Here is a 22,994-nt window from a genome sequence, read left to right as displayed (position 1 = left end):
TGCCGTTCAGGGCCTCGGCCATCGCGTTGTCATAGCTGTCCGCGACCGAGCCGACCGAGGCCGAAGCCCCGACGTCGGACAGCCTCTCGGTATACACCGCCGTTAGATTACACTCCCGCTGCAGGCGTACACCGACAGCCACTCCCTCGTAGCCACGCCCTGAGCGGGCCGGATGCGCGGGCACGGAGCCCGACCACGGGACCACGTGCCCGCGCCCCGGCTACTGCCCCCGGCGGGGCGCTGCCAGGGAGGACGGCTTCCGCGCGATCGCCCCCCCTGCCGTCCGGCACATGACGCAGACCCGCCGCAGGGCCTCGGCCTGCGGGCCGGGACGACACCGCCGCCGCACCGTCCCCACGCGGGACGGCCGGCAGTAGTCGGGCGCTCCCCCGCTGCAGCCCCAGGGCGGTCTCAGGTGCGCGGTGTCCCAGGCAACCCGGCACCGACCGGGGCGTCGTCCGCGATGCCCTCTTCCTCGCCGATGCCGATGCCCGCGTCCGGCAGGCACGGGTCGGCAGGCCGCGTGCCGGCGCCGGCACCCTCGGGGTGTCGGGGACGCTACGCCGTCGGGCGCCGCCGTCGTACCGTGCGTCGAACAGCCGTCGGTGCCAGCCCGACCCCCACGCTGAGCACGACCGCCGCCGCGGCCAGCACAGTGGGCCGCCAGGGCCAGGATGCGCCCCTCGGCTCCAGGTGGGCCGAGGGGTACTCGGAGAACTTCGCGGTGACCAGCGCCGTACGGCGGTCGCTGTGCTCGGCGAGGTGCCGCAGCACCGGATCGAAGCCGAACTCCCCGGAGCGCCGTCCTCCGTCGGGCAGTTCGGCGGTGAGCCCGCTGCGTCGGGCCCAGCCGCGCAGCGCACTGCCGATGCCGGAGGTGTCCTTGACGCCGGGCACCACGAAGCGGTCCGCCCCGTGGGCGCCTCCCTGCGCCGGCCGGGTGACGAGGACCAGGCCGTGGCGGGTGGTGACGGTGTCGCCGGCGCCGATCATCACCGTCCGGGTGGCGAAGGAGACTCCGCCGTACCCTTCGAAGGCCGCGGCCGCGTCGATCTCCTCGACGCCGTCGACCAGGCCGATGGCCGTGGTGGGGCGCAGCCATGGGAACGCGGCGTTGAGGGCGTACGGCAGGTCGCCGAGGGCGAGGTGGTTGGCGGGTATCTCGGTCGGTCCGTCCGGAGTCCAGCCGGGGTAGGACAGGCCGGTGCCGATACGGGTCGCCTCCGCCCTGCCGGCCAGTTCCTCGACCACCCGCAGGGCGCCCACGGTGCCGGAGGTGACACCCGCGGTGGTGGTCACCCGCCCGTCCTCGACGTAGCGCTGCCCGCGCTTCCAGTCGACGTGTGGGTAATTGCGCTCGAGGGAGCCGATGTTGGACCAGAACGACGTGGCGTCGCGGTGATCGAGCAGACCGGAGGCGGCCAGCAGTTCGGAGCCCGCGCACACCCCGAGGATCCGGGCGCCCCTGCGGTGGCGTTCGACGATCCACCGGCGCACATGTTCCTCGCCCGCGCCTGCGGGGTCGGTCACCGCAGGCACGACCACCACATCGGGTTCCGGCACGATGCCGTTCTCCACCTCGGCCAGCGTGTGGTCGGGCAGCAGATGGGCGCCGCCGGACAGCGGGGAGACACGGCGTTCGGCGGCCACCGTGTAGACGAACATTTTCCGCGACTCGGCGAACACCTGGTAGGGCGCGAGTACGTCGGTGGCCACGGAACCCGCGTTGCTGACCGCGACGGCCACCGTGATACGGCCGTCCGGCACCGGCCGGGCGGCCGGCCACGCCCTGGCATCGGATCCGCGGGGGGCGGCGGCGAAGCTGTCGGCCATCGACGCGCTCACCCCCGCGAAGGCGATCCCCGCGAAGGACGCCGCGGACAGAGCCGTACCCAGCAGTACCCAGCCGATACGGCGCACCGCCCGGCGCCCCTTGCGCGCCTCGGAACTCACCTTGAACAAGACATACCTCAACAATCCGGGCGTCGATCGGCAATGCGGTGCCGTCGGCCCTCATGGAAACGGGAACGGGGAAAGGCAAAGAGAGAAAGGGAAGAAGCCCGAGTCAGGGCGGAGTCCGGGAACCGGGCCCCACTCAGGGGGCCGGGTCTGTCAGACGGCCGGCGGCAGGGGTGCGCGCAACTGCGAGGGCGGGGCTCCGAAGGCGCCGGCGACCACCCGGCGCAGCTGCCGAGCGTCACGGAATCCGCAGCGGAGCGCGACCGCCTCCACCGTCAGGTCGGTAGCGGACAGCAGGGTGCGGGCCCGCTCCAGCCGCAGTTGCCGCTGGTAGGCGAACGGGGTGATACCGGTGGCCGTGGTGAAGGCCCGCGTCAGACCCCGCGGGGACAGCCCGGCGACGCCGGCGAGGTCACGCAGGGTGAAGGTGGCGTCGAGATGCTGCGCCAGATGGTCCTGCACCCGGTGCACCGCGGGCTGGACGTGGTCGCGGTGCCGCAGGAACGGACTGATCTGTGCGGCGTCCCCGTCGCGCCGCAGATAGAGCACCAGTTCGCGTGCGACTCCCGCGGCCAGTTCCGGGCCGCGGTCCCGCTCGAACCAGGGACAGCGCGAGATCGATCCCCGACGAGATGCCCGCACTGGTGCTGATCCGCCCGTCGTGCACGTAGAGCGCGGCCTCGCGCACCCGGGCCCGCGGGTACCGGTCGCGCATCGCCGAGGTGAGCGACCAGTGGGTGGTGCACGTGCGTCCGTCCAGCAGCCCCGCCTCCCCCAGGACGGCGGCAGCGCTGCACACCGACGCCACCCGGGCACCCGTGTCGTAGGCCTCGCGCACCCAGCGCACCACGGCGGGTGCCACCAGCCGGTCGGATCCGGTCAGCCGCGGCCCCGGTACGAGCACCAGATCACCGGGCTCCGCCCGGCTCGCCGACAACGGTGCCAGCCCCGCCAGGCGCAGCCCCTGGGCGGAGCACAGACCCTCCGTCTCGGCGACGTACTCCAGCCGGTAGCCGCCGCCGAGATGCGCCGCGGCGTCGAACACCTGCACAGGACCACCGAGGTCCAGCAGATTCACCTCAGGCAGCACCAGGACCAGTACCCGCCCGGTGCACCCGTTCGTCTCCTTGCTCACCCCGCCACGGTAAGCCACCACAGACCACCCGCACGCGGGCTGCCGAGCACGGATAGTGGACAGATCTGGCACTCAAGAGGCGGCGAACACGGATCCGTTCCTGCACGCGCCATGTGTGGCCGCGGTTCGACAGGACGTTCCAGGCCCCCGCGTCGGCACCGCGGTCGTCCCCTTTCGGTGAGACGGCCGCGGTGACGGGGTGTGAGCGCCGTTACTGGGTGACCGGGACGAGCCGGTACCGGCCGCCGCGGCGGGTGCCGAAGGACACCACACTCCGCTCGGGGCGGTCCACGGCGGCGCCCTCGACGCGCACCGGGTGCGGGGTGCGGATCCGTACGGGATTGCCGAGCAGCGAGCGCACCTCCGCGCGGGTGATCCCCTCCGCCGTCCACTCCAGGTCGATCTCGAAGCCGCCGCGCGCCCGCAGTCCCCGGAAGGATCCCGTGGGCCAGGCCTCGGGCAGGGCGGACAGCAGCTCGATCTCGCCGGCGTGGCTCTGCAACAGCATCTCGGTGATGCCGGAGACCCCGCCGAAGTTGCCGTCGATCTGGAAGGGCGGGTGCAGGTCGAAGAGGTTGGGCGCGGTGCGCGCCGGGGTGAGCAGGTCCGCCAGGTGCTGGTAGGCGCGCGCCGGGTCCAGCAGCCGGGCCCACATGTTCATCTTCCAGGCGAGGGACCAGCCCTGTCCCGCGGCACCGCGCAGCTCCAGGCTCTTCTTGGCGGCCGCGGCGAGTTCCGGCGTGCCCCTCGGGGTGATCTGCGCGCTCGGAAACACCCCGTACAGGTGGGACATGTGTCGGCTTCTGACCAGGGCCGCCTCCTCCCAGTCCACCAGCCACTCCTGGATCTGGCCCAGGTAGCCGACGCGGGTGGGAGCGAGCCGGTCGCGGACCTCGGTGACTCGTTCGACGAGCCGGGGGTCGCGCTCCAGCACCCCGGCGGCCTGCCGGTAGGCGTCGAAGAGGTCCCGCAGCAGTTGCATGTCCATGGTGGGGCCGGCGCAGATGCTGACACTCTCGCCCTCGTCCTGGTGGTGGGTGACCTCCGGCGACTGCGAGGGATTGGTGACCAGCCAGCCGGTCTCCGCATCCACCTGCAGGGTGTCGAGGAAGAACTCCACCGCGCCCTTCATCACCGGGTAGTTGCGGCTCAGCGCGCCCGTGTCACCGGTGAACTGGAAGTGGTCCCACAGCATCACGCACAGCCAGGCGCCACCGGTCGGCCACATGCCGTACTGGGCGGCGTCCACCGGTGCCGTGCCGCGCCAGCCGTCGGTGTTGTGGTGCAGTACCCAACCGGGGGCGTCGTAGAGGGCCTTGGCGGTGCGGGTGCCGGACTCGGCCAGTTCGTGCACCATCCGCACGGCCGGGTCCCAGCACTCGGCGAGGTTGCCGGGTCCTGCGGGCCAGTAGTTCATCTCGAAGTTGATGTTGACGGTGTACTTGGACTCCCAGGCCGGGTTCAGGCCGTCGTTCCACAGGCCCTGGAGGTTGGCGGGCTGTCCGGGCGACCGGGAGCAGGAGGCGAGCAGGTAGCGGCCGTACTGGAAGTAGAGCGCGGCCAGTTGGGGATCCTTGCCGTCGGCGAACAGCGGGATGCGTTCGTCGGTGGGCAGCCCGGCCCGTTCCGAGGGGCCCAGGTCGATGGCGACCCTGGCGAACAGGCGCCGGTGGTCGGCCACGTGCCGGGCGCGCAGGTGTGCGTACGGCTTCCTCGCGGCCGGTGCCAGGTGGTTGCGGGCGCGGGAGGCGGGGTCGGCGCCGACGTCGAGGTAGTTGCGGTAGCTGGTCGCCATCGAGATCACGAGGGTGACGCCGTCGGCGCCCTCGACGGTGAGTGTTCCGCCGTCGGTGCGCACCCGGCCGCCCTCGGCCTCGGCGCGCGCCAGAGCCCTGAAGCGCACCGAGCCGGGCAGGCCGTACCAGTCGCCGCTGACACCGTCGAGGGCGATGGTGTGCGCGTCCACGGCCGAGTCCCCGGAACGCTGCGGGCTGGTGAAGCGGGCGGAGAAGCCGACGGTGCCCGGGGTGTCCGTCGTCATCCGGACGACGAGGACCTGGTCGGGTGCGCTGGCGAAGACCTCCCGGACATGGCGTACGCCACCTTGTGTGTAGGTGGTGCGGGCGATGGCGGTCTCCAGGTCCAGCTCGCGTTCGTAGTCGCTCACCTCGCCCTGGCCCGCGAGGGTGAGTTCGAGGTCGCCGAGCACCTGGTACGCGGCCTGCTCCGAGGGGCTGCCCAGGAACTCGGCGTCGATCAGCCGCTGTGCCTGGTTCCACTTCTCCTCGACCACGAGGCGGCGGATCTCCGCCAGGTGCTTCACCGCGTCGGGACGGGCGTAGTCGTTGGGGCCGCCGGCCCACAGGCTGTCCTCGTTGAGTTGGAGCCGTTCGGTGTCGGTGCCGCCGAAGACCATGGCGCCGAGCCGGCCGTTGCCGACCGGCAGGGCCTCCAGCCACTCCCCCGCCGGGGCGCGGTACCACAGCCGCATCGGGTCGGCGGCGTGGTCCCCTCCTCGCGCCGCCGACGCGCTGGTGTCCGCCGCCTCCTGCGCGGCCTGTGCGGGAGCGGCGCTCAGTGCGGTCGCCGCCGCGGAGGCTCCGGCCGCGGCCAGGACGTTTCGTCGGGACAACTCGGGCATGGCAATGCCTCCAGGTATGTGTTGAGGGCGGTGCGGGTGCCTGGGCTCTCGGCACGGGCGGGCTCGGGCCCGCGCCCACCGCACCCCGGGCAGCGGCACGTGCGGCACGCTGCCCGGGGGCGCTCGTCGGACGCGAACGCTCAGCGACCGCTCACTGGGTGTCTCCGTCGGGCAGCGGGTAGGGGAAGCCGGCGGTGACGCCGATCTTGTCGTACTCCATCCTGGAGGCGTCGTATCCGTCCTCCCAGTTGGCGTTCTTCACGTCGTTGCACCGGTAGCTCTGGTACGACTGGTCGGTGGTCCTGCCGACCTCGATGTCCTCGAAGGTGAAGCCGCAGCCGCCGGCGTCCATGTGGATGCCCCGGGTGCCGCTGTCGGGCATCGACTCGTCCGGGAGCACGTCGCCGACGACCATCTGGCGCACGTGGTTGTCCATCGGGTACGGCTCGACGTTGTTGACGCCGTAGGTGTAGAAGGCGCCCATGTCGCCGCTGTCCAGGCCGGCTTCGTCGATCCGCAGGTACTCGAAGGTGTTGCCCCGGGCGTAGTTGTCCTTGAGGGCCACTTCCGGTCGGACCTCAAGGCTGATGCCGTAGCGGGCGCTGTGCTTGACGTGGCTGTGGCTGACCGTGTTGTGCCCGGTGTTCATCAGCTCGATGCCGGAGGCGTCGCCGGGGTTCAGTTCGCCGTAGTGGGTGATGTAGTTGTTGGTCAGCAGGTGGCCGTTCGAGGTGTTTCCCTCTCCCGGGTAGGGGCCCTCCACCTTGATTCCGTCGGCGCCGATGTTCTCCAGCAGACTGTCGCGGACCGTCAGTCGGTCGTTGGCGGCGAGTGCGTAGACGGCGTGGTAGCCCGTGTCGGAGATCTTCAGCCGGGACAGGGTGATGTCCCGGCTGTTGGTGACCAAGACGGCTCCGAACCGGTTGCGCGGCATCTCGATCTGCCGGTCGTACTCCGGGTACTTGTGCACCTCGCCGGAGTCGCCGTCGCTGATCCACCCGTTGCGGTACCAGTCGACGAAGTCGGTGTACTGCAGGGCGAGTCCGTCCAGGGTGATGTCCTGCGCCCGCCGGTCGGGGCCGGTGCCGGCCAGTTCGAACAAGGTCTTGACCGTGGGACGCAGCACGGTGACGTCGTTGATGTCGCCCCGGGGCTTGTAGTAGAGCTGGCCCTTCTTGAAGTCCAGGTAGTACTCGCCGGCCTGGTCCAGGAAGTCGAGCGAGTTCTGGAGGAAGTAGCGCGAGCCGCCGCGGGAGTTGTTGAGCGCGTACCGGGTCCAGTACTTGAGCGTCATCTGGTTCTTGGCGGGGTTCCAGTCCCGGATCGGGACCGTATCGGTGAACCAGCTCCAGCTGCCGCCGGACCAGACCACCGCCTGGGCGTTGCTGAGGTCCCACTTGGCGTCCCAGTCACCGGGGTTGGAGTACAGCCACTGGTGGACGGCCTCCTTCTCCGGCTCCGGCAGGGTGGACGTGAGGTACGGGGCCCACTCGTCGTCGGACTTGCGGTTGGGGTAGCGGGCGGTGGTGGCGCGCGTGCCGTCCTCGAAGAGGGTGTAGAAGGGGTTCTCTGTGCCGACGTCGGCACGGTAGATGCCGTCCTTGTACTCCTCCCAGCCGGTCACCGGCTCGGCACCCATCACCCGGGCCTTGCCGGGGCCGTCGTAGGAGCGGTAGACGACCTGGTGGCCGCCCGTGCCCGAGTCGCGGTCGTCGAGTTCGACGGTCCGGCTCACCGGATAGTCGCCGGCGCGCAGGTTGACGTGGATGTCGCAGCGCATCGTGCCGGGCCGGTTGAGGCCCTTGTCGCGGATGTGGTCGCGCGCCTTCTCGATGGTCTTGAAGGGATGGCTCCTGGTGCCCTTGGCCTTGTCGTTCCCGTCGGGGGACACGAACAGCTCGGTGGCCTTGCAGCCGGCGGCCTGGGCGCTCGCGTCGGGCGGGTCCAGGGTGGCGCCGCCGACCAGCAGGGCGCCGGCCGCAAGCAGCAGGGGAATTCTTCTGGTCCTTCGTCGTACGGGTCGTACCTGGGTGGTTGGCACGAGTTCTCCTTGCCGCGTGGAGTGCCTGATGTCGTTGTCCGGATCCGCGTGGATGGGCCGGTGTGTTCCGTGCCGTCACCGGCGCTGTGCCGCGCGGGCTCGTGTTCCTGGTGCGGAACGTCGGCGCCGTCCGGGGGCGTCTCGTCGGCCGCCGCTGGACCCGGGGGGCCCGAAGGGGGCGGGGCCCGCCCCTCGGGGTGCTCGTTCCGGAGGAGCACGCGCACGGCATCGCGTACACGATTAGTGGGTCACTGATCGAGCACCGATAGTTAATATGTTCGTGCCGTGGTGTCGTCAATACGCTTGGCTGACCCTGAAATTGATGACCTGAGGGGCGACGGGCTCGCGGCCCGTGAGTCATAAGTTCACGCATCCCAGGAGGCGCGGTGCCATGACCGATTCCGACCCGCCGGCATTTCCCCAGCTCAGTGCGGAGGACCGGGCGGCCCTTGCGGACCTCGCCCGGCGGCCGCAGGCCGGCCTCCGGCTGCGCGGCCGGATCGTCCTGGCCTGTGCGGAGGGACTGACCAACGCGGAGGTCGCCCAGCGCCTCAGATGCGCTCCCACCACGGTGGCCAAGTGGCGCGAGCGCTATCTGCGGCGGGGCGTCGCCGGTCTGCACGACGCGCCTCGCCCGGGACGGCCCCGCAGCACCAACCGGCAGGAGGCGGAGGCCCGGGTCGCGGTGCTGCTCGAACAGGCCCGTGCCGGTGCCCCGGTGCCCTCGACCCGCTCGCTGTCCGACACGCTGGGCCTGTCGCAGTCCACGATCGCCCGGATCTGGCAGGAACAGCAGGCCAAGCTGCCCGTTCCGCCTGACGCGCGTCCGAGCGGGCCACGCCGGGGGGCGGACGGGGAGGCGGGCCGGACCGAGGGCGGTCCGGTGCCGGGCGCGCCCCGCATGCCGCGGCAGTTGCTCTCCGACCACGTGTACACGCTGTTGCGGGACTGGATCGTCAACGGCCGGCTCGCACCCGGGCAACGCCTGGTCGAGTCGGAGATCGCGCGCGGCTTCGGCACCAGTCAGGCCCCGCCCCGCGAGGCGATCAAACGCCTCGCGTACGAGGGGCTGGTCATCTCCCAACCGCATCGCGGTACTTATGTCGTGCGGGTCTCCGAGCGGCAGGCGCAGGACGTCCGGGACATCCGGGTGATGTTCGAGGAGTACGCGGCCCGCCGGGTGGCCGGCCGACTGGACGCCGAGCACACGTGGCTGCTCACCGAGGACGTGACCCAACTGCGCCGGGCCGCGGCCGAGGACGACATCGGCGCCTTCCGCGACGCCGACATGTCATTTCACCGACATGTGTGCGAAGCTGCCCGCAACGCGGCGCTGATCCGCCTGTGGCACATGATCGAGTCCAGCCTGTGGGACCTGCACGTCCTGGGTGACCCGCGTTACGCGGGCGGCTGGGGCGCGATGGCCGAGCACCACGCCGAACTTCTGGACGTCCTGCGCTCCGGTGACCCCGATGTCGCCGGGCCCATGTTCGCCGACCATGCCGCGGGCGAGGCCGCCCGCTACCTTCCCGGCCCTCCTGGGCCCGCGGCCGGGCCCGGGCGGTGAAGCGAGCGCCGCCACCACCGGTTCCATCTCACCGAGGGGCACAGCATGACCGATCCGGCCCGCAGACGACTGCTCCGTCTCGGCGTCCTCACGGCCGCCGCCGTCCCACTGGCCCGCGCCACCGGCGCGGCGGCCGACGACCGGGGTCGCCCGCACTTCCCCGACGCCTGGTTCCCCGTCACCGACCACGGTGCCGTCGGCGACGGCACCACCGACTGCACGGCCGCCGTCCTCGCGGCGGTCCGAGCCTGCCACGCCGCCGGCGGAGGACACGTCCTGGTCCCGCCCGGGCGCTGGGCCACCGGCCCGATCCATCTGCTCAGCGGCGTCGACCTGCATGTCGCCGAGGGCGCCACCGTCCTGTTCAGCACCGACCCGGCCGCCTATCTGCCGGTGGTACGCACCCGCTGGCAGGGCATCGAGGTCTACAACTACTCCCCCATGGTCTACGCCCACGGTCAGCACGGCATCGGGGTCACCGGCCGCGGAGTCCTCGACGCACAGGCCGACGACACGCACTGGTGGCCGTGGAAGGGCTCCGGGAAGTACGGCTGGAAACCCGGCATGCCCAACGAGTTCGCGGACTGGGCGACGCTGGAGCGGTGGAGTGCGCAGGGCGTCCCGGTACGCGATCGTGTCCTCGGCGCGGGGCACCTCCTGCGTCCGAGCTTCGTCCAGCCGCACTCCTGCGAGAACGTCCTGATCGAGGGCGTCACGCTGCGCAACTCCGCGTTCTGGAACATCCATCCGGTGCTGAGCCGGAACGTCACCGTGCGCGATGTGCGGGTCGAGTGCGAGGGACCCAACAGCGACGGCTGCGACCCGGACTCGTGCGAGAACGTCACCATCGAGCGGGTCACCTTCGCCGTCCACGACGACTGCATCGCCGTCAAGTCCGGGCGGGACGAGGACGGGTGGCGGGTCGGCGTGCCCTCCCGGCACATCCGGATCCAGGACTGCGTCTACCTCAGCGGCGGAGCCGCGGTGGCGATCGGCAGCGAGATGAGCGGCGGCGCGTCGGACGTCGTCGCGCGGCGCCTGCGCCTGCCGCTCGACCCTGGCCTCGACGAGGCCTCCGTCGCCTCGGTCCTCAACGTCAAGTCGACGCCCGCGCGGGGCGGGTACGTCCGGGACGTCCGCGTCACCGACGTCGACGCGCCTGCCTGGACGTATGTGCCCTTCGAGGTGACCTTCCAGTACGCGGGCGGTACGGGCGGCGACCGGCCGGCCGAGGTGTCCCGGCTGACGGCCGAGCGCTGGTCGGTGCGCGGGCACTGCGAGTACCCGGTGCGCGTGCGGGGGCTGGCCGATGCGCCGGTCGACGGGGTCCGGCTCGACCGACTCGCCTTCGACGACGCCGCCCAGGACATGCTGCTCCAGTCCGTCACGGACCTGTCGCTGCGTCGTGTGACGGTCAACGGGCGCGCGCAGTAGGGGCACAGACGGCGCTCAGGCCGCCGCGCCCACCCTGCGCACGAGGTCCTTGATCAGTGCGGCGAGCGCCGCCACCCGCTCGGGTGTGGCCTGGGACTTGAGCAGCGAGGAGCTGACGGCGAAGGGCCGGCCGCCCGGCGGCGGTCCGGGCACGGCCGCCGCGACGCACACGATGCCCTCGGCGGCCTCCTGGTCGTCGACGGCGTGACCGGCCGTGCGCACGTCGCGCACGTCCGCGAGCAGCGCGTCGAGCGTCGTCACCGACCAGGGCGTGCGTGCCTCGAACGGCTCCCGGTCCGCCAGCAGTTCACGCACCGCGGTGTCGTCCAGGCCGGCCAGCATGGCCTTGCCCAGCGCCGTGCAGGTGACCGGCAGCCTGGCCCCAGCCCGGCTGGTGAGGCGCATCAGGACGGTGCCTTCGTGCACCGCCAGGTAGACGACGTCCGTGCCTTCCATGGTGGCCAGTTGGAGCGTCTCCTCCCGGTCGCCCAGGCGGCTCACCTGCTCCCGGAAGCTGCGGACGGGATCGAAGGCGTCCAGGTAGGACTGGGCGAGCCGCAGCAGGCCCGGTCCGAGGGCGAAGCCGCCGTCCACGGCCCGGACCAGTTCCCGTTCGTGCAGGGCCGCGCAGATGTTGACGACGGACGCCCGCGGTATGCCGCCCGCGGCGGCGGCCAGTTGGGCGGGCGACAGCGCACGGCCACGGGCGTCCGCCAGCGCGTCGAGGATCGCGCCCGCCCGCAGCACGGCCGGCGCCGGTGCGGCACTGGCCCATACCGATCCGTCCCGAGTACTCATGGCGCCACACCCTAGTTGTCAGCCTGTTGACAGTAAACCAGTCCATTGACAACAAGCGGTGCCGTACACCGATACTGGGCCCGCACGTCCCAAAGCGGCGGCGCCGGCACGGCGCCGATCACGGCGGACACCCGCGCCCACCCGGGAATCGACACCCGTCCCGTCACCGCGACGGCCGCCTTCGCCATCTCCACGACCGGCCGACCGGGACAGACGCATCCGGCACGGCCGGCGGCCACGGCCGGACCCGGCCCTCGACCAAGGAAAGCGGCACATGAAACTCGTACGGCTCGGAGACCCCGGGCAAGAACGCCCCGCCGTCATCGACGACCTGGGTGTCACCCGGGACCTCTCCTCCCTGACCTCCGACATCGACGGCACCTTCCTCGCCGCGGACGGCATCGCCCGCACCCGCCGGGCCCTGGCTGAGGGTGCCCTGCCCGTGCTGGAGGCCGAGGGGCTGCGCTTCGGACCGCCCGTCGCCCGGCCCGGCGCGGTGGTCTGCATCGGGCAGAACTACGCGGCGCACGCGGCGGAGTCCGGCAGCGAGCCGCCCACCCGCTCGGTGATCTTCTTCAAGCACCCGAACACGGTGGTCGGCCCGCACGACGAGGTGGAGATCCCGCGCGGCTCCGCCAGGACGGACTGGGAGGTCGAACTCGCCGTCGTCATCGGCCGGACGGCGCGCTACCTGGACTCCCCCGAGCAGGCCCTGGACCACGTGGCCGGCTACGCCGTCTCCAACGACGTCTCCGAGCGCGACTTCCAGCTGGAGCACTCCGGCGGCCAGTGGTCCAAGGGCAAGTCATGCGCCACCTTCAACCCGCTCGGCCCCTTCCTGGTGCCGGCCGACGAGGTGCCCGACGTCCAGGGCCTGCGGCTGCGGTCCTTCGTGAACGGCGAGCCGCGGCAGGACTCCCGCACCGCGGACATGATCTTCTCCGTCGCGCAGATCGTGTACGACCTGAGCCAGTACCTCGTGCTGGATCCGGGTGACGTCATCAACACCGGCACTCCGGAGGGCGTCGCCCTGTCCGGCCGCTTCCCCTACCTGGCGCCCGGTGACGTGATGGAGATCGAGATCGAGGGGCTGGGGCGTCAGCGCCAGACACTCGGCGCCGCCTGACCGCCGTCGTCCGGCCCTCGCGCGGGTCCCGGCACCACCTCCGGAACCAGTGACCGAGACCTCTTCTCAGTCATCACTTGTATGATACGTTACGACTAGATGAGGGCGCGGTTGCGGGAGTGCTTCCCGGCGGCCGCACAACGCCCGTTCCCCTGGCCCGACGGCACGCTCCCCCACTTCCCACGCCCCCTCGGTCTTCCCTGGCGCGGGGTGGGTGGGCCGGCGGGCGGGACGGCGAGGAGAGCACGAAGAGGGGGAGCAGTTGAAGATCACCGGATTCCGGAGCCTGACGACCGTGCACCGCTGGGGGCGTCCCGTCGGAGACGCCAACGGCTTTGTCGCACAGGGCGTCACCGAGGTCCCGGTCCTGCTGGTCGAGACCGACGGCGGCCTCACCGGAGTGGGCCTCGGCGCGCACGGCGACGCCTCGCGGGTCTTCCCCGCACTCGACGGGCAGGATCCACGGGCCGTCACCACGCTCTACGACCGGATGCTGGCCCACACCTTCAAGAGCGGCCACGCCGGCACCGCCTTCGGCACCATCGGCGCATTCGACATGGCGCTGTGGGACCTCAAGGCGAAGATGGCCGGCGAGCCGCTGTGGCGCACCCTCGGCGCGGCGGACCGCTTCGTGCCCGGTTACGCGTCCGGTCTCGACATCGCGCTGGACGAGGAGGAGTTGGTCGCGCTGTACTCCGGCTGGGCCGCACGCGGCTTCACCGGCGCCAAGCTCAAGGGCGGCCTGGACACCGAACGCGACATCGCCAGGCTGCGCGCGGTCGCCGCAGTGCTGGGCGCCAACACCCGCTCCCCCGCCCTGATGCTCGACGTCAACGAGTCCTGGGGCAGGCACCAGGCCGTACGGCTGCTCGCCCGCATCGAGGACCGCGTCGAACTCGCCTGGATCGAGGAGCCGGTGCGCCGCTGGGACGCGAGGGGACACCGGGCCGTGGGCCGGGCCGCCCGTACCGCCGTCGCCAGTGGCGAGAACCTGACGGGCCTGGAGCAGTTCCGTCCCCTGCTGGCGGCCGACGCGCTCCAGGTCGTGCAGACCGCCGGCGTCTGGGGCATCACCCACTTCCTGCGGGTCGCGACCCTCGCCCACGGCCACGACCTCCCGGTCAGCCCGGTCGGCTACCACGCCAACCCCTTGGCGCACGCGGCCGCCGCCACTCCCAACCACCTGGTCACCGAGGTGCAGGACACCGGCACACCGGCCGGGCTGACCGTGGATCAGACGATCGAGGACGGCGGCATCGTCCTCGGCGACGCGCCGGGACTCGGCATCACGGTCGACGAGAGCGCACTCGCCGCCCCGGAGGAGAACGCCGGCTGGGCCCGCCCCGACGGTCCCCATGTGCGCCCGCGCGACGCCGGTCTGCGGCTGGTGCCCGAGCCCGGTCCCCCGGGTCCGGCCCCCCGCACCCCCGCGGGCACCGCCTCTCCTGCCGTTCCCGGTCCCGTCCACCGTCCCGCGCGCAGTGAGCACACCGAGAGGGAGAGCACGACGTGACGCGACCACGTGCCGTCTTCGCCATGAACCCCCGACTGGTCCACGCCGTCTTCGACGAGGACGCCCTGGCCCGGCTGCGCCGGGCGGCCGACATCGACACCTCACTGGTGCTGTGCGAACTGGAATCCGCCCGTTCCCGCGACGCGCTGGCCGGCGCCGAGATCCTCGTCGCGGGCTGGGACGCGCCCCTCGTACGGGCGGAGCACCTGGCCCGCGCCGAGCGGCTGCGGGCCGTGGTCTACGCGGGCGGGGTGGCCGCGTCCTGTCTGGAGGACCCGGCCGCCTTCGCCGCCCGCGGCGTGGTCGCGGCCAACGCCCGCGCCGCCAACTCCGGGCCCGTGGCCGAGTACACCCTCGCCATGATCCTGCTCGCCAACAAGCGCGTCCTCGCCGAGGAGCGCCGCTACCGCGCCTCGCGGACCCTGCCCGACCACTTCGGCGCGTACACCGGACGCGGCAACTACCGGCAGACGGTGGGCATCGTGGGCGCCTCCACCGTGGGCCGGGCGGTGCTCGCCCTGTTGCGCCCTTTCGACCTGGACGTCCTCCTGTACGACCCGACGCTCACGCAGGAGCAGGCGGCCGCCCTCGGCGCGCGCCTGGTGCCGCTCGACGAACTGATGGCGTACAGCCGGGTGGTGTCCCTGCACCAGCCGCTGACTCCCGCGACCCGCGGGCAGATCGACGCGGGACGGCTGGCGCTGATGCCGGACGGGGCGACGCTCGTCAACACCGCGCGCGGGGCCGTCGTCGACCAGGACGCCCTGCTCGCCGAGGTGCGCACCGGCCGCATCGACGCCGTCCTCGACGTCACCGATCCGGAGCCGCCCGACCCCGGCAGCGAGCTGTGGACGCTGGACAACGTCGTGCTCACCCCGCACCTGGCGGGTTCGCTCGGCGGGGAGCTGCACCGCATCGGTGACGCTGTCGCCGACGAGGTGGAGCGGTTCGCGGCGGGCCGGCCCTTCGCCCACCCGGAGGACCTCGCGGCCTCCGCGCGTACGAGGGTGTGGTGAGGCCGATGCGTTCACGTGCCCTCGCCCGCGGTCCGGAGCTGACCGAACTCGGCCTGGGAGCCGCCCAGTTGGGGAATCTGGCCCGGGAGACGAGCGATACGGACGCGCAGGGTGCCGTCGACGCGGCCTGGGACAGTGGCGTCCGCTACTTCGACACCGCCCCGCACTACGGACTCGGGCTGTCGGAGCGCCGCCTCGGCGCCTTCCTCGCTCGGCGTCCGCGGGGCGAGTACACCGTGTCCACCAAGGTGGGCCGACTGCTGGTGCCCAGCCCCGGGACCGCGCACCTTCAGGACGACGGCGGCTTCGCGGTGCCCGCCGCCTTCCGGCGCGACTGGGACTTCTCCAGGGACGGCATCCTGCGCTCCCTGGAGGGCAGCCTGACCCGGCTCGGGCTCGACCACGTCGACATCGTCTACCTGCACGATCCCGACGACCACTGGCACCAGGCCTCCACCACCGGCGTCGACACCCTCGTCGAACTGCGCGACCAGGGGGTGGTGAAGGCGGTGGGCGTGGGCATGAACCAGGCCGCGATGCTCACCGAGTTCGTCCGCCGCTCGGACGTCGACCTGGTCATGGTGGCCGGGCGCCACACCCTGCTCGACCAGTCCGCGCGGGGCGAGTTGCTGCCGCTCGCCCAGGAGCGCGGGGTCGGCGTCGTCGCCGCCGCGGTCTACAACTCCGGCCTGCTGGCGGCCGACCGTCCGCCGGCCGACGCCACCTACGACTACCTGCCCGCGCCCCACGAGCTGGTCGCCCGGGCCGGCGCACTCGCGGACGTCTGCGAGCGACACGGCGTCACTCTGCCCGAGGCCGCGATCGCCTACCCGTTGCGGCACCCGGCGGTCGTGTCGGTGGTGCTCGGCGCCCGCGACGCGCGGCAGTCCCGTACGAACGCGGGGCGGCTCGCGGCCCGCGTGCCCGACGCGCTCTGGGCGGAGCTGGCGGACCTCGGCCTGGTCCCGGACGTCCCCGGCGCAACACCCGCTCCGTCCGCGCCGTCCGCGCCGTCCGCCGCGAGGGAGCGGTCATGACCGTCGTCGACTCCCATCTGCACGTCTGGGATCCCGGCCTGGCCGCCTACGACTGGCTGGGGCCCGCGATGTCGCCCGTCGACCGCGCCATGCGGTTCCGCGACGCCCGTCCGGCCCTGCGCAGGGCCCAGGTCACCGCAGCCGTCCTCGTCCAGGCGGCCGACAACGACGCGGACACCGACCTCATGCTGGCGACCGCCGCCAGGAACCCGGAGGTCGTCGGCGTCGTCGCCTGGGTCCCGCTGGACGACCCGGACCGGGCCCGGGCCCGCCTCACCGTGCTCCGCCACGACCCGCACGTGGTGGGCGTACGCACCCTGCTCCACGAGCGGTCCGACCCGGAGTGGATCCTCGGCTCCGACGCCGGCGCGGGCCTCGCGCTGCTCGCCGAGGCCGGCCTCACCTTCGACTACCCGACCTCCTCGCCCGCCGCGCTGCGCCACCTGCCCGAGCTGGCGGCCCGGCACCCGACCCTGCGCCTGGTCGTCGACCACCTCGGCAAGCCGCCCGTCGGCGGCGGCCGCGAGGAGCGGGCCGAGTGGCACCGGCTGATCGCCGCCGCCGCGCAGCACCCTCGCGTCCACGCCAAGGTGTCCGGGCTCTACTCGGCCTCGGGCGCACTCGACGCGTGGACCACCGACGAGGTGCGGCCGTTCGTCGAGGACGCGCTGGAGCTGTTCGGGCCCGAGCGGCTGATGTACGGCGGCGACTGGCCGATCTCTGTGCTGGCCGGGGGCTATGCGCGCACCTGGGAGGCCGTGTGCGAACTCCTCGCCCCGCTGGCCCCCGACGACCGCGCCGCCGTGCTCGGCGGCACCGCCGCCCGCTGCTACCGCCTCGACCCCGCCCTGCTGGACGCCGCGCACGACGCGGCCGTGTGATCCGCTCCGGAAGGAACGCCATGGAACACCAGACCACCACGCCGGACACGGCCGCGCTGGCCGGCTGGCTGCACAGCTGGGTGACCGACGAAGGGGCGATCAACGGCTTCCACAACCACAGCGTGTGGGGCACCAACCCTGCCACCTTCCTGGACTTCACCAGTGGGCACACCACGTTCGCCGGTCCGGCCGTCGGCGCCTGGGCCCAGGCCCTGGCCGCGCGGCCGGACGAGCGGGGCGTCGCCCTGCTGCGCCGGCTGCTGCGCTACCAGTGCGCCGAGGTGCAGCCCGACGGGCAGTACCGGCACATCGGCTTCCAGGTCGGCGAGTCGGCGACCAGCGGCCTCATCCACAACGCCGTCGGCAGCCTCGGCATGCTGCTCGCCGTGCGCCACGCCGGTCACCTGCTGCCGGCCGAGGAGGTCGCCGCCGTACTGGCCGCCGTACGGCGCAACCTGGACGCCTGCGAGGTCTACGGCGGCGGGCGCCCGGGCGAGGACGGCACCTGCAACCAGGAGTACGCCCGGGTCTGGGTCAAGCAGCTCTACACGGAGCTGAGCGACGACAAGACCTACGCCGACGAGATCGCCGAGGACCTGGCGGAGCTGATCCGGCTCTTCCACCACCGTGGAGTGCCCGACACGGAGAGCGCCGGCACGTTCCGCACCGTGCGCGACCGCATCGAGGGCGGCATCCTGGAGCCCGCCGAGTACTACGGGCTCATGATCGTGCCCCTGGTGCTCGGGTACCGCGCCCAGGGCGACGGGGAACTGCTCGCCGAGGCACGGCGGTTGTGCCGGCACGTCGCCCGTTCGGCCTGGACCGACGAGACGGGCGCCACCCGCTACCACCGCTACTGGTACGTCCAGGGCGAGCGCGCCCTGAAGACGGACACGCCGATGCTGATCGCCGGCATGGGGCTGACCCTGTACGGCATCCACGAGGTACTGGCCGAGGGCCCGGACGCCGAGTTGGAAGCGTTCACACGGGCCTGCCTCGCCACCTACGCCCGCTACCAGACTCCGGCCGGCTACTTCGCCTCCGCGAGCGGCTGGCACAACGAGGCCGACATCGCGCCCAGCACCGCCTGGCACGCGCACGATCTGCTGTTCCTGATGGCCCGGTACGGCCCGGACGAGGACTTCTGGGACCGGGTGACCGCGCCGCGCGAACGGCAGTCGGTGCTGGTCAGCGATCGCGCGCACTGGGCCGAGTCCGGCGTCCACTGGTCCGTGCGCAGCCCGCTGACCGCGGGCGACCTGCATCTGTACGGCCGCAAGGACCGGGCCACCTTCGCCCGGGAGTTCTTCGCCTGGACGGACCGCGAGCCGCTGCCCGAGGAACTGCGCTACCCGGACGTCCCCGAGTTCTTCGTCGCCGACGACGGCATCTACCGCGTCGACCGCGGCGAGGCCCCCACCGACATCACGGCCGTCGGCCCCCTGCCCTACCGGGGGCGGCTGTGACCACCGAACGACACCGCCGGCTTTCCCCACCGAGGAAAAGAGAGATGACAATGACGTCGACCACCAGAGGGAGCAAGGCGCGCGGTGCCGCGCTTGCCGCCGCGGTTCCACTGCTCCTCGTCGCGGCCTGCTCGTCGGGCTCCGGCTCGGCGGGGGGCGAGGACGGCGAGATCCGGATGATGGTGAACCTCACCGACAACCTCAACCATGCCTACTGGGAGAAGCTGGTCAAGCCGTTCGAGGACAAGACCGGCCTGAAGGTGAAGATAGAGGGCCCGACCGGCAAGTCCGTCGCCGAGTCCTTCCCGCAGCAACTGGCCGCAGGCACCGCGCCCGACGTCATCCAGTCGATCTTCCCCGACGACGACACGGCGCCCGAACTGATCGACCTCAGCGGCGAGGCCTGGGCCAAGGGCACGCCGATGTTCGACGAGTACGCCATGGGCGATGCGCACTACGCGGTCGGCGTCGGCACCCAGACGCAGTCGCTGGTCTACTACAACAAGAGCGCCTTCGAGAAGGCCGGGATCAGCAAGCCGCCGACCACGTGGGACGAGCTGACCAAGGACCTCGGCGACCTGAAGAAGGCCGGTTACACGCCGATGCAGACGGCCGGCGACTTCCAGACCGGTCTCCAGCTCCAGCAGATCTACCACCCCACGCTGAACCAGCTGCACCCGAAGTGGCAGACCGCGGTCTTTGACAAGAAGCTCTCGGTCGGTGACGCGTACAAGCCCGCGTTCCAGATGTACGCCGACTGGATCAAGGCCGGCTACATCGACAAGAGCGACGTGGGGCTCAGCCCCTCCCAGGCGGACGCCAACTTCACCGCGGGCAAGGTGGGCCTCTACACCAACGGCAGCTGGTTCGCGGCCACCCTGAACAAGGCCGGGGACCTGCCCTTCGAGGTGGGTGTGTTCTCCCCGCCGGCCGCGGACGGCCAGGCGTACCCGGGTCCGCAGGGCGCCACCATGGCCAACCCCTACATGATCCGCAAGGGCATCGGCGACGAGGACGGCGCCAAGCAGCTGGTGGAGTACCTGGTCACCGACGCCAAGGCCATCGAGGCGCAGCTCGGCTCGGACGGGGTGTTCCGCAAGGGTTCCGAGCCGAAGCAGTCGAAGGTCGACGCGCAGATCCAGGGCATCCTCGACGCCGCCCCGGCACTGGTCGCCGTGGGCGAGGGCCAGGGCAACGTCCGACTGCCCGTCACCGGCTTCAACCCGAAGTTCACCGAGGTCGCGCAGAGCCTCTACACCGGGGCGGGCCCGGCGGACGCCGCCAAGAGCATCGACCAGTGGGTCGACGAGAACCGCTGACCCATGCAACGGACATCAGTCTCCAAGCCGCGGGGTTGGCGCGATCTGGCCGCCCGCGTCAGCATGGTCGTCCCCGCGGTGCTCATCTACGTCGCCCTGCTGGTCATACCGGTGATCTACGCGATCTACTACAGCTTCACCGAGTACAACGGATTCCCCAACCGTGTCCCCGAGTTCGTCGGTCTGGACAACTACAGGACCATGTTCGAGTCCGACGACATCACCGGCACCATGGTGGTCACCGCCGTAGTGGCCGTGGTGGGCGCGGTCGCGGTCAACCTGGCCGCGCTCGGTCTCGCGCTGCTGCTGCAGCGCACCAACCGGTTCAACACCTTCGGCCGGGTGGTCATGTTCTACCCGCACGTGCTCAGCGCGCTGGTCGTGGGTTTCCTGTGGCAGGCCATCCTCGGCCCGCAGGGCGTGGTCAACACCATGCTGGAGAAGGCCGGCACCGACAGCCTGCCCTTCCTCAGCGATCCCGACTGGGCCCTGTGGTCGATGATCCTCGTCATCGTCTGGTCGCTCTTCGGCGTCCAGCTGATCCTCTACCTGGCGGGCCTGCAGGCGGTGCCGGCGGATCTGCTGGAGGCGGCGCGGATCGACGGCGCGAGCAGGTGGCAGACGTTCCGTGCCGTGACCTGGCCCTCCCTGGCGTCCACCGTGACGGTCGCCGTCATCACCTCGGGCATCTCGCTGCTGAAGACGTACGACGTGGTCGTGTCGCTGACCGGGGGCGGTCCGGCGGGATCCACCAAGACCCTCGCCTACTCGATCCTCGCAGTCTCCTTCCCGCAGCGGGACATCGGCGTCGCCTCGGCCCAGGCCGTGCTGCTGATCGTCGCCGCCGCGGTCCTGGCCATCACAGTCCTCGTCCTGCGCAGGCGTGCCGAGGACGACGCGGAGTCCATCGGATGAAGAAAACACTCACCTCGGCCGCCGCCGTCCGGGTCGCGTTCGTCTCCCTGGTGTCCCTCGGCATGCTCGTGCCGATGTACCTCCTGGTGGTCAACGCCTTCAAGAGCCAGCAGGAGATCCTCGCCAACCCGTTCTCGCCGAGCTTCGGCACGGCGACCTTCCGGTACCTCGCGGACGCCTGGAACAACCCGGACTTCAGCATCCTGAAGGGCTACGGCGTCACCATCGCGCTGGTGCTCTGCGTGAACGCCCTCGCCATGGCGGTGTGCGCGCCCGCGGCGTACGTGCTGGCCCGCACGCCGAAGCTGATCTCGCGGCTGCTGCTGTTCTTCTTCATCGCGGGCATGTTCATCCCCACCCAGGTCATCCTGGTGCCGGTCATCTTCGTGCTGCGTGCGATCGGTCTGATGGGGACGCTGCCGGGGCTCATCCTGTTCATGACGGCCACCACGATCCCGTTCACGCTGTTCGTCTTCTTCGGCTACGTCCGGGTGCTGCCCAGGTCGCTGGACGAGGCCGCGGCCATCGACGGGGCCGGCAGGTACTACACGCTCTGGCGGATCATCCTGCCGTTGATGCGGCCGATCATCGCCACGGTCTTCATCCTCAACTCGCTCAGCGTCTGGAACGACTTCGCCAGCCCGCAGATGATCCTCGGTCCCGGCAGCGGCGTCTACACCGTCACCACGGGTGTGTACGCGGCCGTCGGTCAGTACTCCACGGACTACACCAAGGTGTTCCCGACCCTGCTGCTCGCGGTGATCCCGATCCTGGTGATCTTCATGGTGATGCAGCGGCACATCATGAGCGGGCTCGCGGCGGGGGCGGTCAAGGGCTAGCGCCCCTGCCGCCCGTGCCGGGCCCGCGGCACCGAGAAGTGACCCGTTTCGCGAAGGAGTGACCAGCCATGCCCGCATCCCGCACACCCCGCCGGGTCGCGTCCGTGATCCGGCTGCGCCCCGAACACGCCGAGGAGTACCTGGAACTGCACCGTTCGGTGCCCCGGCCGGTGCTGGACACCCTCTCCCGCGCGCACGTCACCAACTACTCCATCTTCCTGCGCGACCACACCCTCTTCGCCTACTTCGAGTACACGGGCGACGACTACGAGGCCGACATGGCCGCCATCGCCGCCGACCCGCAGACCCAGCAGTGGTGGACGCTCACCGACCCTTGCCAGCGGCCATTGGACTCGGCGCAGCCTGGGGAGCGGTGGGTGACCGGCGAGGAACTCTTCCACCTGGACTGACCACCACCCCATGCGAAGGAACACCGTCATGCCGCACACCCCCTCTCCCCCGTCCCCCGAACTCGACGGTCTCGGGGCCGTCGTCACGGGCGGCGCGTCGGGGATCGGGCTCGCCACCGCCAGGCTCCTGGCCCGCCGCGGCGCCCGGGTCGCCGTCCTCGACCTCGCCCCGGACGCCCTGCCGGCCACCGACCGCGAGGCCCTGCTCCCCGTCCGGTGCGACGTCACCGACGACGCCTCGGTCCGGGCCGGCGTCGCCCGGGCGGTGGACTTCCTGGGCGGCCTGGACATCCTGGTGAACAACGCGGGCATCGGCGCCCAGGGGACGGTCGCGGACAACGACGACGCCGAGTGGCGGCACGTCCTGGACGTCAACGTCCTCGGCATCGTGCGGACCACCCGGGCCGCGCTGCCCCACCTGCGTGCCTCCCGTCACGCGGTGGTGGTCAACACCTGCTCGGTCGCGGCGACCGCGGGGCTGCCCCAGCGGGCGCTGTACAGCGCGAGCAAGGGCGCCGTGCAGTCCCTGACCCTCGCCATGGCCGCCGACCACATCCGTGAGGGCATACGGGTGAACTGCGTCAACCCCGGCACGGCGGACACCCCGTGGATAGACCGCCTGCTGTCGAGCGCGGCGGACCCGGGGGCCGAGCGCACCGCGCTCAACGCCCGCCAGCCGACCGGGCGTCTGGTGAGCGCCGAGGAGGTCGCCGCGGCCATCGTCTACCTGGCGTCCCCGGCGGCGGCGTCCGTCACCGGCACGGCCCTCGCCGTCGACGGCGGCATGCAGGGTCTGCGGCTGCGCCCCGAGGGCAGCTGACCGAGGCACCGCGCACCAGCCCCGTCCGTGCATCGCACCCCCCACGTCAGTCACATGAGAACCGACGAAAGGGCAAC

18 protein-coding genes and 1 pseudogene are annotated in these 22,994 nt (G+C 71.8%); 13 read left to right on the top strand and 6 right to left on the bottom strand.

Going from position 1 to position 22,994, the window contains the following annotated elements; genetic code table 11:
• Positions 1–558: 558 nt before the first annotated feature.
• From ACIRFL_RS37870 to ACIRFL_RS37850, 5 genes and pseudogenes are all read right to left on the bottom strand, one after another.
• Positions 559–1,953, bottom strand: coding sequence for a DJ-1/PfpI family protein (locus ACIRFL_RS37870; protein WP_404038369.1), 1,395 nt, complete (start codon positions 1,951–1,953; stop codon positions 559–561).
• Positions 1,954–2,112: 159 nt separating this feature from the next.
• Positions 2,113–2,601 carry a helix-turn-helix domain-containing protein gene (locus ACIRFL_RS37865; RefSeq protein ID WP_404038366.1) on the bottom strand — a complete coding sequence of 163 codons (489 nt, stop codon included), beginning with the start codon at positions 2,599–2,601 and terminating at the stop codon, positions 2,113–2,115.
• A 13-nt stretch (positions 2,602–2,614) separates the two neighbouring features.
• A pseudogene (locus ACIRFL_RS37860) lies at positions 2,615–3,004 on the bottom strand (DJ-1/PfpI family protein); the annotation flags it as partial.
• Between the two features lie 301 nt (positions 3,005–3,305).
• Positions 3,306–5,735: a glycosyl hydrolase family 95 catalytic domain-containing protein gene (locus ACIRFL_RS37855; protein WP_404038363.1), complete on the bottom strand. Its 2,430-nt coding sequence runs from the start codon at positions 5,733–5,735 to the stop codon at positions 3,306–3,308.
• A 151-nt stretch (positions 5,736–5,886) separates the two neighbouring features.
• On the bottom strand, positions 5,887–7,776 hold the full coding sequence (locus tag ACIRFL_RS37850) for a right-handed parallel beta-helix repeat-containing protein (protein ID WP_404038360.1): 1,890 nt from the start codon (positions 7,774–7,776) through the stop codon (positions 5,887–5,889).
• A 391-nt stretch (positions 7,777–8,167) separates the two neighbouring features.
• On the opposite strand from ACIRFL_RS37850, the gene ACIRFL_RS37845 reads away from it, so the two are divergent.
• Both ACIRFL_RS37845 and ACIRFL_RS37840 read left to right on the top strand, forming a co-directional pair.
• Entirely contained in the window at positions 8,168–9,343 is a 1,176-nt protein-coding gene (locus ACIRFL_RS37845; protein ID WP_404038357.1) for a GntR family transcriptional regulator, read from the top strand.
• 45 nt (positions 9,344–9,388) lie between these two features.
• Positions 9,389–10,777 (top strand): glycoside hydrolase family 28 protein, encoded by a 1,389-nt coding sequence (locus ACIRFL_RS37840; RefSeq protein WP_404038355.1) that lies wholly within the window; start codon positions 9,389–9,391, stop codon positions 10,775–10,777.
• 15 nt (positions 10,778–10,792) lie between these two features.
• On the opposite strand, the gene ACIRFL_RS37835 is transcribed toward ACIRFL_RS37840, so the two are convergent.
• Positions 10,793–11,575, bottom strand: a complete 783-nt coding sequence (locus ACIRFL_RS37835) for an IclR family transcriptional regulator (RefSeq protein ID WP_404038352.1) — start codon at positions 11,573–11,575, stop codon at positions 10,793–10,795.
• A 274-nt stretch (positions 11,576–11,849) separates the two neighbouring features.
• Here ACIRFL_RS37835 and ACIRFL_RS37830 point away from each other — a divergent pair, with 274 nt between their 5' ends.
• The 11 genes from ACIRFL_RS37830 to ACIRFL_RS37780 all read left to right on the top strand — a co-directional run bounded on the left by ACIRFL_RS37830 (position 11,850) and on the right by ACIRFL_RS37780 (position 22,917).
• Positions 11,850–12,701, top strand: a complete 852-nt coding sequence (locus tag ACIRFL_RS37830) for a fumarylacetoacetate hydrolase family protein (protein ID WP_404038349.1) — start codon at positions 11,850–11,852, stop codon at positions 12,699–12,701.
• Positions 12,702–12,963: 262 nt separating this feature from the next.
• Entirely contained in the window at positions 12,964–14,214 is a 1,251-nt protein-coding gene (locus ACIRFL_RS37825) for a mandelate racemase/muconate lactonizing enzyme family protein (protein WP_404038347.1), read from the top strand.
• Positions 14,211–15,230: a hydroxyacid dehydrogenase gene (locus ACIRFL_RS37820; RefSeq protein WP_404038344.1), complete on the top strand. Its 1,020-nt coding sequence runs from the start codon at positions 14,211–14,213 to the stop codon at positions 15,228–15,230. The genes ACIRFL_RS37825 and ACIRFL_RS37820 overlap by 4 nt, the downstream gene beginning before the upstream one ends.
• A gap of 5 nt (positions 15,231–15,235) precedes the next feature.
• The gene (locus ACIRFL_RS37815) at positions 15,236–16,267 is read left to right on the top strand and encodes an aldo/keto reductase (RefSeq protein ID WP_404038341.1); all 1,032 of its coding nucleotides are present in this window, start codon (positions 15,236–15,238) and stop codon (positions 16,265–16,267) included.
• Positions 16,264–17,148: an amidohydrolase family protein gene (locus tag ACIRFL_RS37810; protein ID WP_404038338.1), complete on the top strand. Its 885-nt coding sequence runs from the start codon at positions 16,264–16,266 to the stop codon at positions 17,146–17,148. Before ACIRFL_RS37815 ends, ACIRFL_RS37810 begins: the two co-directional genes overlap by 4 nt.
• Positions 17,149–17,168: 20 nt before the next feature.
• The gene (locus ACIRFL_RS37805; RefSeq protein WP_404038335.1) at positions 17,169–18,614 is read left to right on the top strand and encodes a hypothetical protein; all 1,446 of its coding nucleotides are present in this window, start codon (positions 17,169–17,171) and stop codon (positions 18,612–18,614) included.
• A gap of 50 nt (positions 18,615–18,664) precedes the next feature.
• Positions 18,665–19,933: an ABC transporter substrate-binding protein gene (locus ACIRFL_RS37800; RefSeq protein ID WP_404038332.1), complete on the top strand. Its 1,269-nt coding sequence runs from the start codon at positions 18,665–18,667 to the stop codon at positions 19,931–19,933.
• Positions 19,934–19,936: 3 nt separating this feature from the next.
• Positions 19,937–20,848: a carbohydrate ABC transporter permease gene (locus ACIRFL_RS37795; protein WP_404038330.1), complete on the top strand. Its 912-nt coding sequence runs from the start codon at positions 19,937–19,939 to the stop codon at positions 20,846–20,848.
• Positions 20,845–21,687 carry a carbohydrate ABC transporter permease gene (locus ACIRFL_RS37790; protein ID WP_404038327.1) on the top strand — a complete coding sequence of 281 codons (843 nt, stop codon included), beginning with the start codon at positions 20,845–20,847 and terminating at the stop codon, positions 21,685–21,687. Before ACIRFL_RS37795 ends, ACIRFL_RS37790 begins: the two co-directional genes overlap by 4 nt.
• 68 nt (positions 21,688–21,755) lie before the next feature.
• Positions 21,756–22,097, top strand: a complete 342-nt coding sequence (locus ACIRFL_RS37785; protein ID WP_404038324.1) for an L-rhamnose mutarotase — start codon at positions 21,756–21,758, stop codon at positions 22,095–22,097.
• 28 nt (positions 22,098–22,125) lie between these two features.
• Positions 22,126–22,917 (top strand): SDR family NAD(P)-dependent oxidoreductase, encoded by a 792-nt coding sequence (locus ACIRFL_RS37780; RefSeq protein ID WP_404038321.1) that lies wholly within the window; start codon positions 22,126–22,128, stop codon positions 22,915–22,917.
• Positions 22,918–22,994: the final 77 nt, after the last annotated feature.

Source organism: Streptomyces sp. NPDC102462 (assembly GCF_044765425.1).
Classification (GTDB): Bacteria; Actinomycetota; Actinomycetes; order Streptomycetales; family Streptomycetaceae; genus Streptomyces.
The sequence above is the reverse complement of the archived record's forward strand: the minus strand, read 5'-3'. Positions and strand labels throughout refer to the sequence as shown.

Bases quoted from the DNA above. Each gene is read 5' to 3' on its own strand.
- ACIRFL_RS37845 (WP_404038357.1), top strand. From the start codon at position 8,168: ATGACCGATTCCGACCCGCCGGCATTTCCCCAGCTCAGTGCGGAGGAC.
- ACIRFL_RS37810 (WP_404038338.1), top strand. From the start codon at position 16,264: ATGACCGTCGTCGACTCCCATCTGCACGTCTGGGATCCCGGCCTGGCC.
- ACIRFL_RS37805 (WP_404038335.1), top strand. From the start codon at position 17,169: ATGGAACACCAGACCACCACGCCGGACACGGCCGCGCTGGCCGGCTGG.
- ACIRFL_RS37785 (WP_404038324.1), top strand. From the start codon at position 21,756: ATGCCCGCATCCCGCACACCCCGCCGGGTCGCGTCCGTGATCCGGCTG.
- ACIRFL_RS37835 (WP_404038352.1), bottom strand. From the start codon at position 11,575: ATGAGTACTCGGGACGGATCGGTATGGGCCAGTGCCGCACCGGCGCCG.
- ACIRFL_RS37790 (WP_404038327.1), top strand. From the start codon at position 20,845: ATGAAGAAAACACTCACCTCGGCCGCCGCCGTCCGGGTCGCGTTCGTC.
- ACIRFL_RS37795 (WP_404038330.1), top strand. From the start codon at position 19,937: ATGCAACGGACATCAGTCTCCAAGCCGCGGGGTTGGCGCGATCTGGCC.
- ACIRFL_RS37830 (WP_404038349.1), top strand. From the start codon at position 11,850: ATGAAACTCGTACGGCTCGGAGACCCCGGGCAAGAACGCCCCGCCGTC.
- ACIRFL_RS37780 (WP_404038321.1), top strand. From the start codon at position 22,126: ATGCCGCACACCCCCTCTCCCCCGTCCCCCGAACTCGACGGTCTCGGG.
- ACIRFL_RS37855 (WP_404038363.1), bottom strand. From the start codon at position 5,735: ATGCCCGAGTTGTCCCGACGAAACGTCCTGGCCGCGGCCGGAGCCTCC.
- ACIRFL_RS37840 (WP_404038355.1), top strand. From the start codon at position 9,389: ATGACCGATCCGGCCCGCAGACGACTGCTCCGTCTCGGCGTCCTCACG.
- ACIRFL_RS37815 (WP_404038341.1), top strand. From the start codon at position 15,236: ATGCGTTCACGTGCCCTCGCCCGCGGTCCGGAGCTGACCGAACTCGGC.
- ACIRFL_RS37800 (WP_404038332.1), top strand. From the start codon at position 18,665: ATGACGTCGACCACCAGAGGGAGCAAGGCGCGCGGTGCCGCGCTTGCC.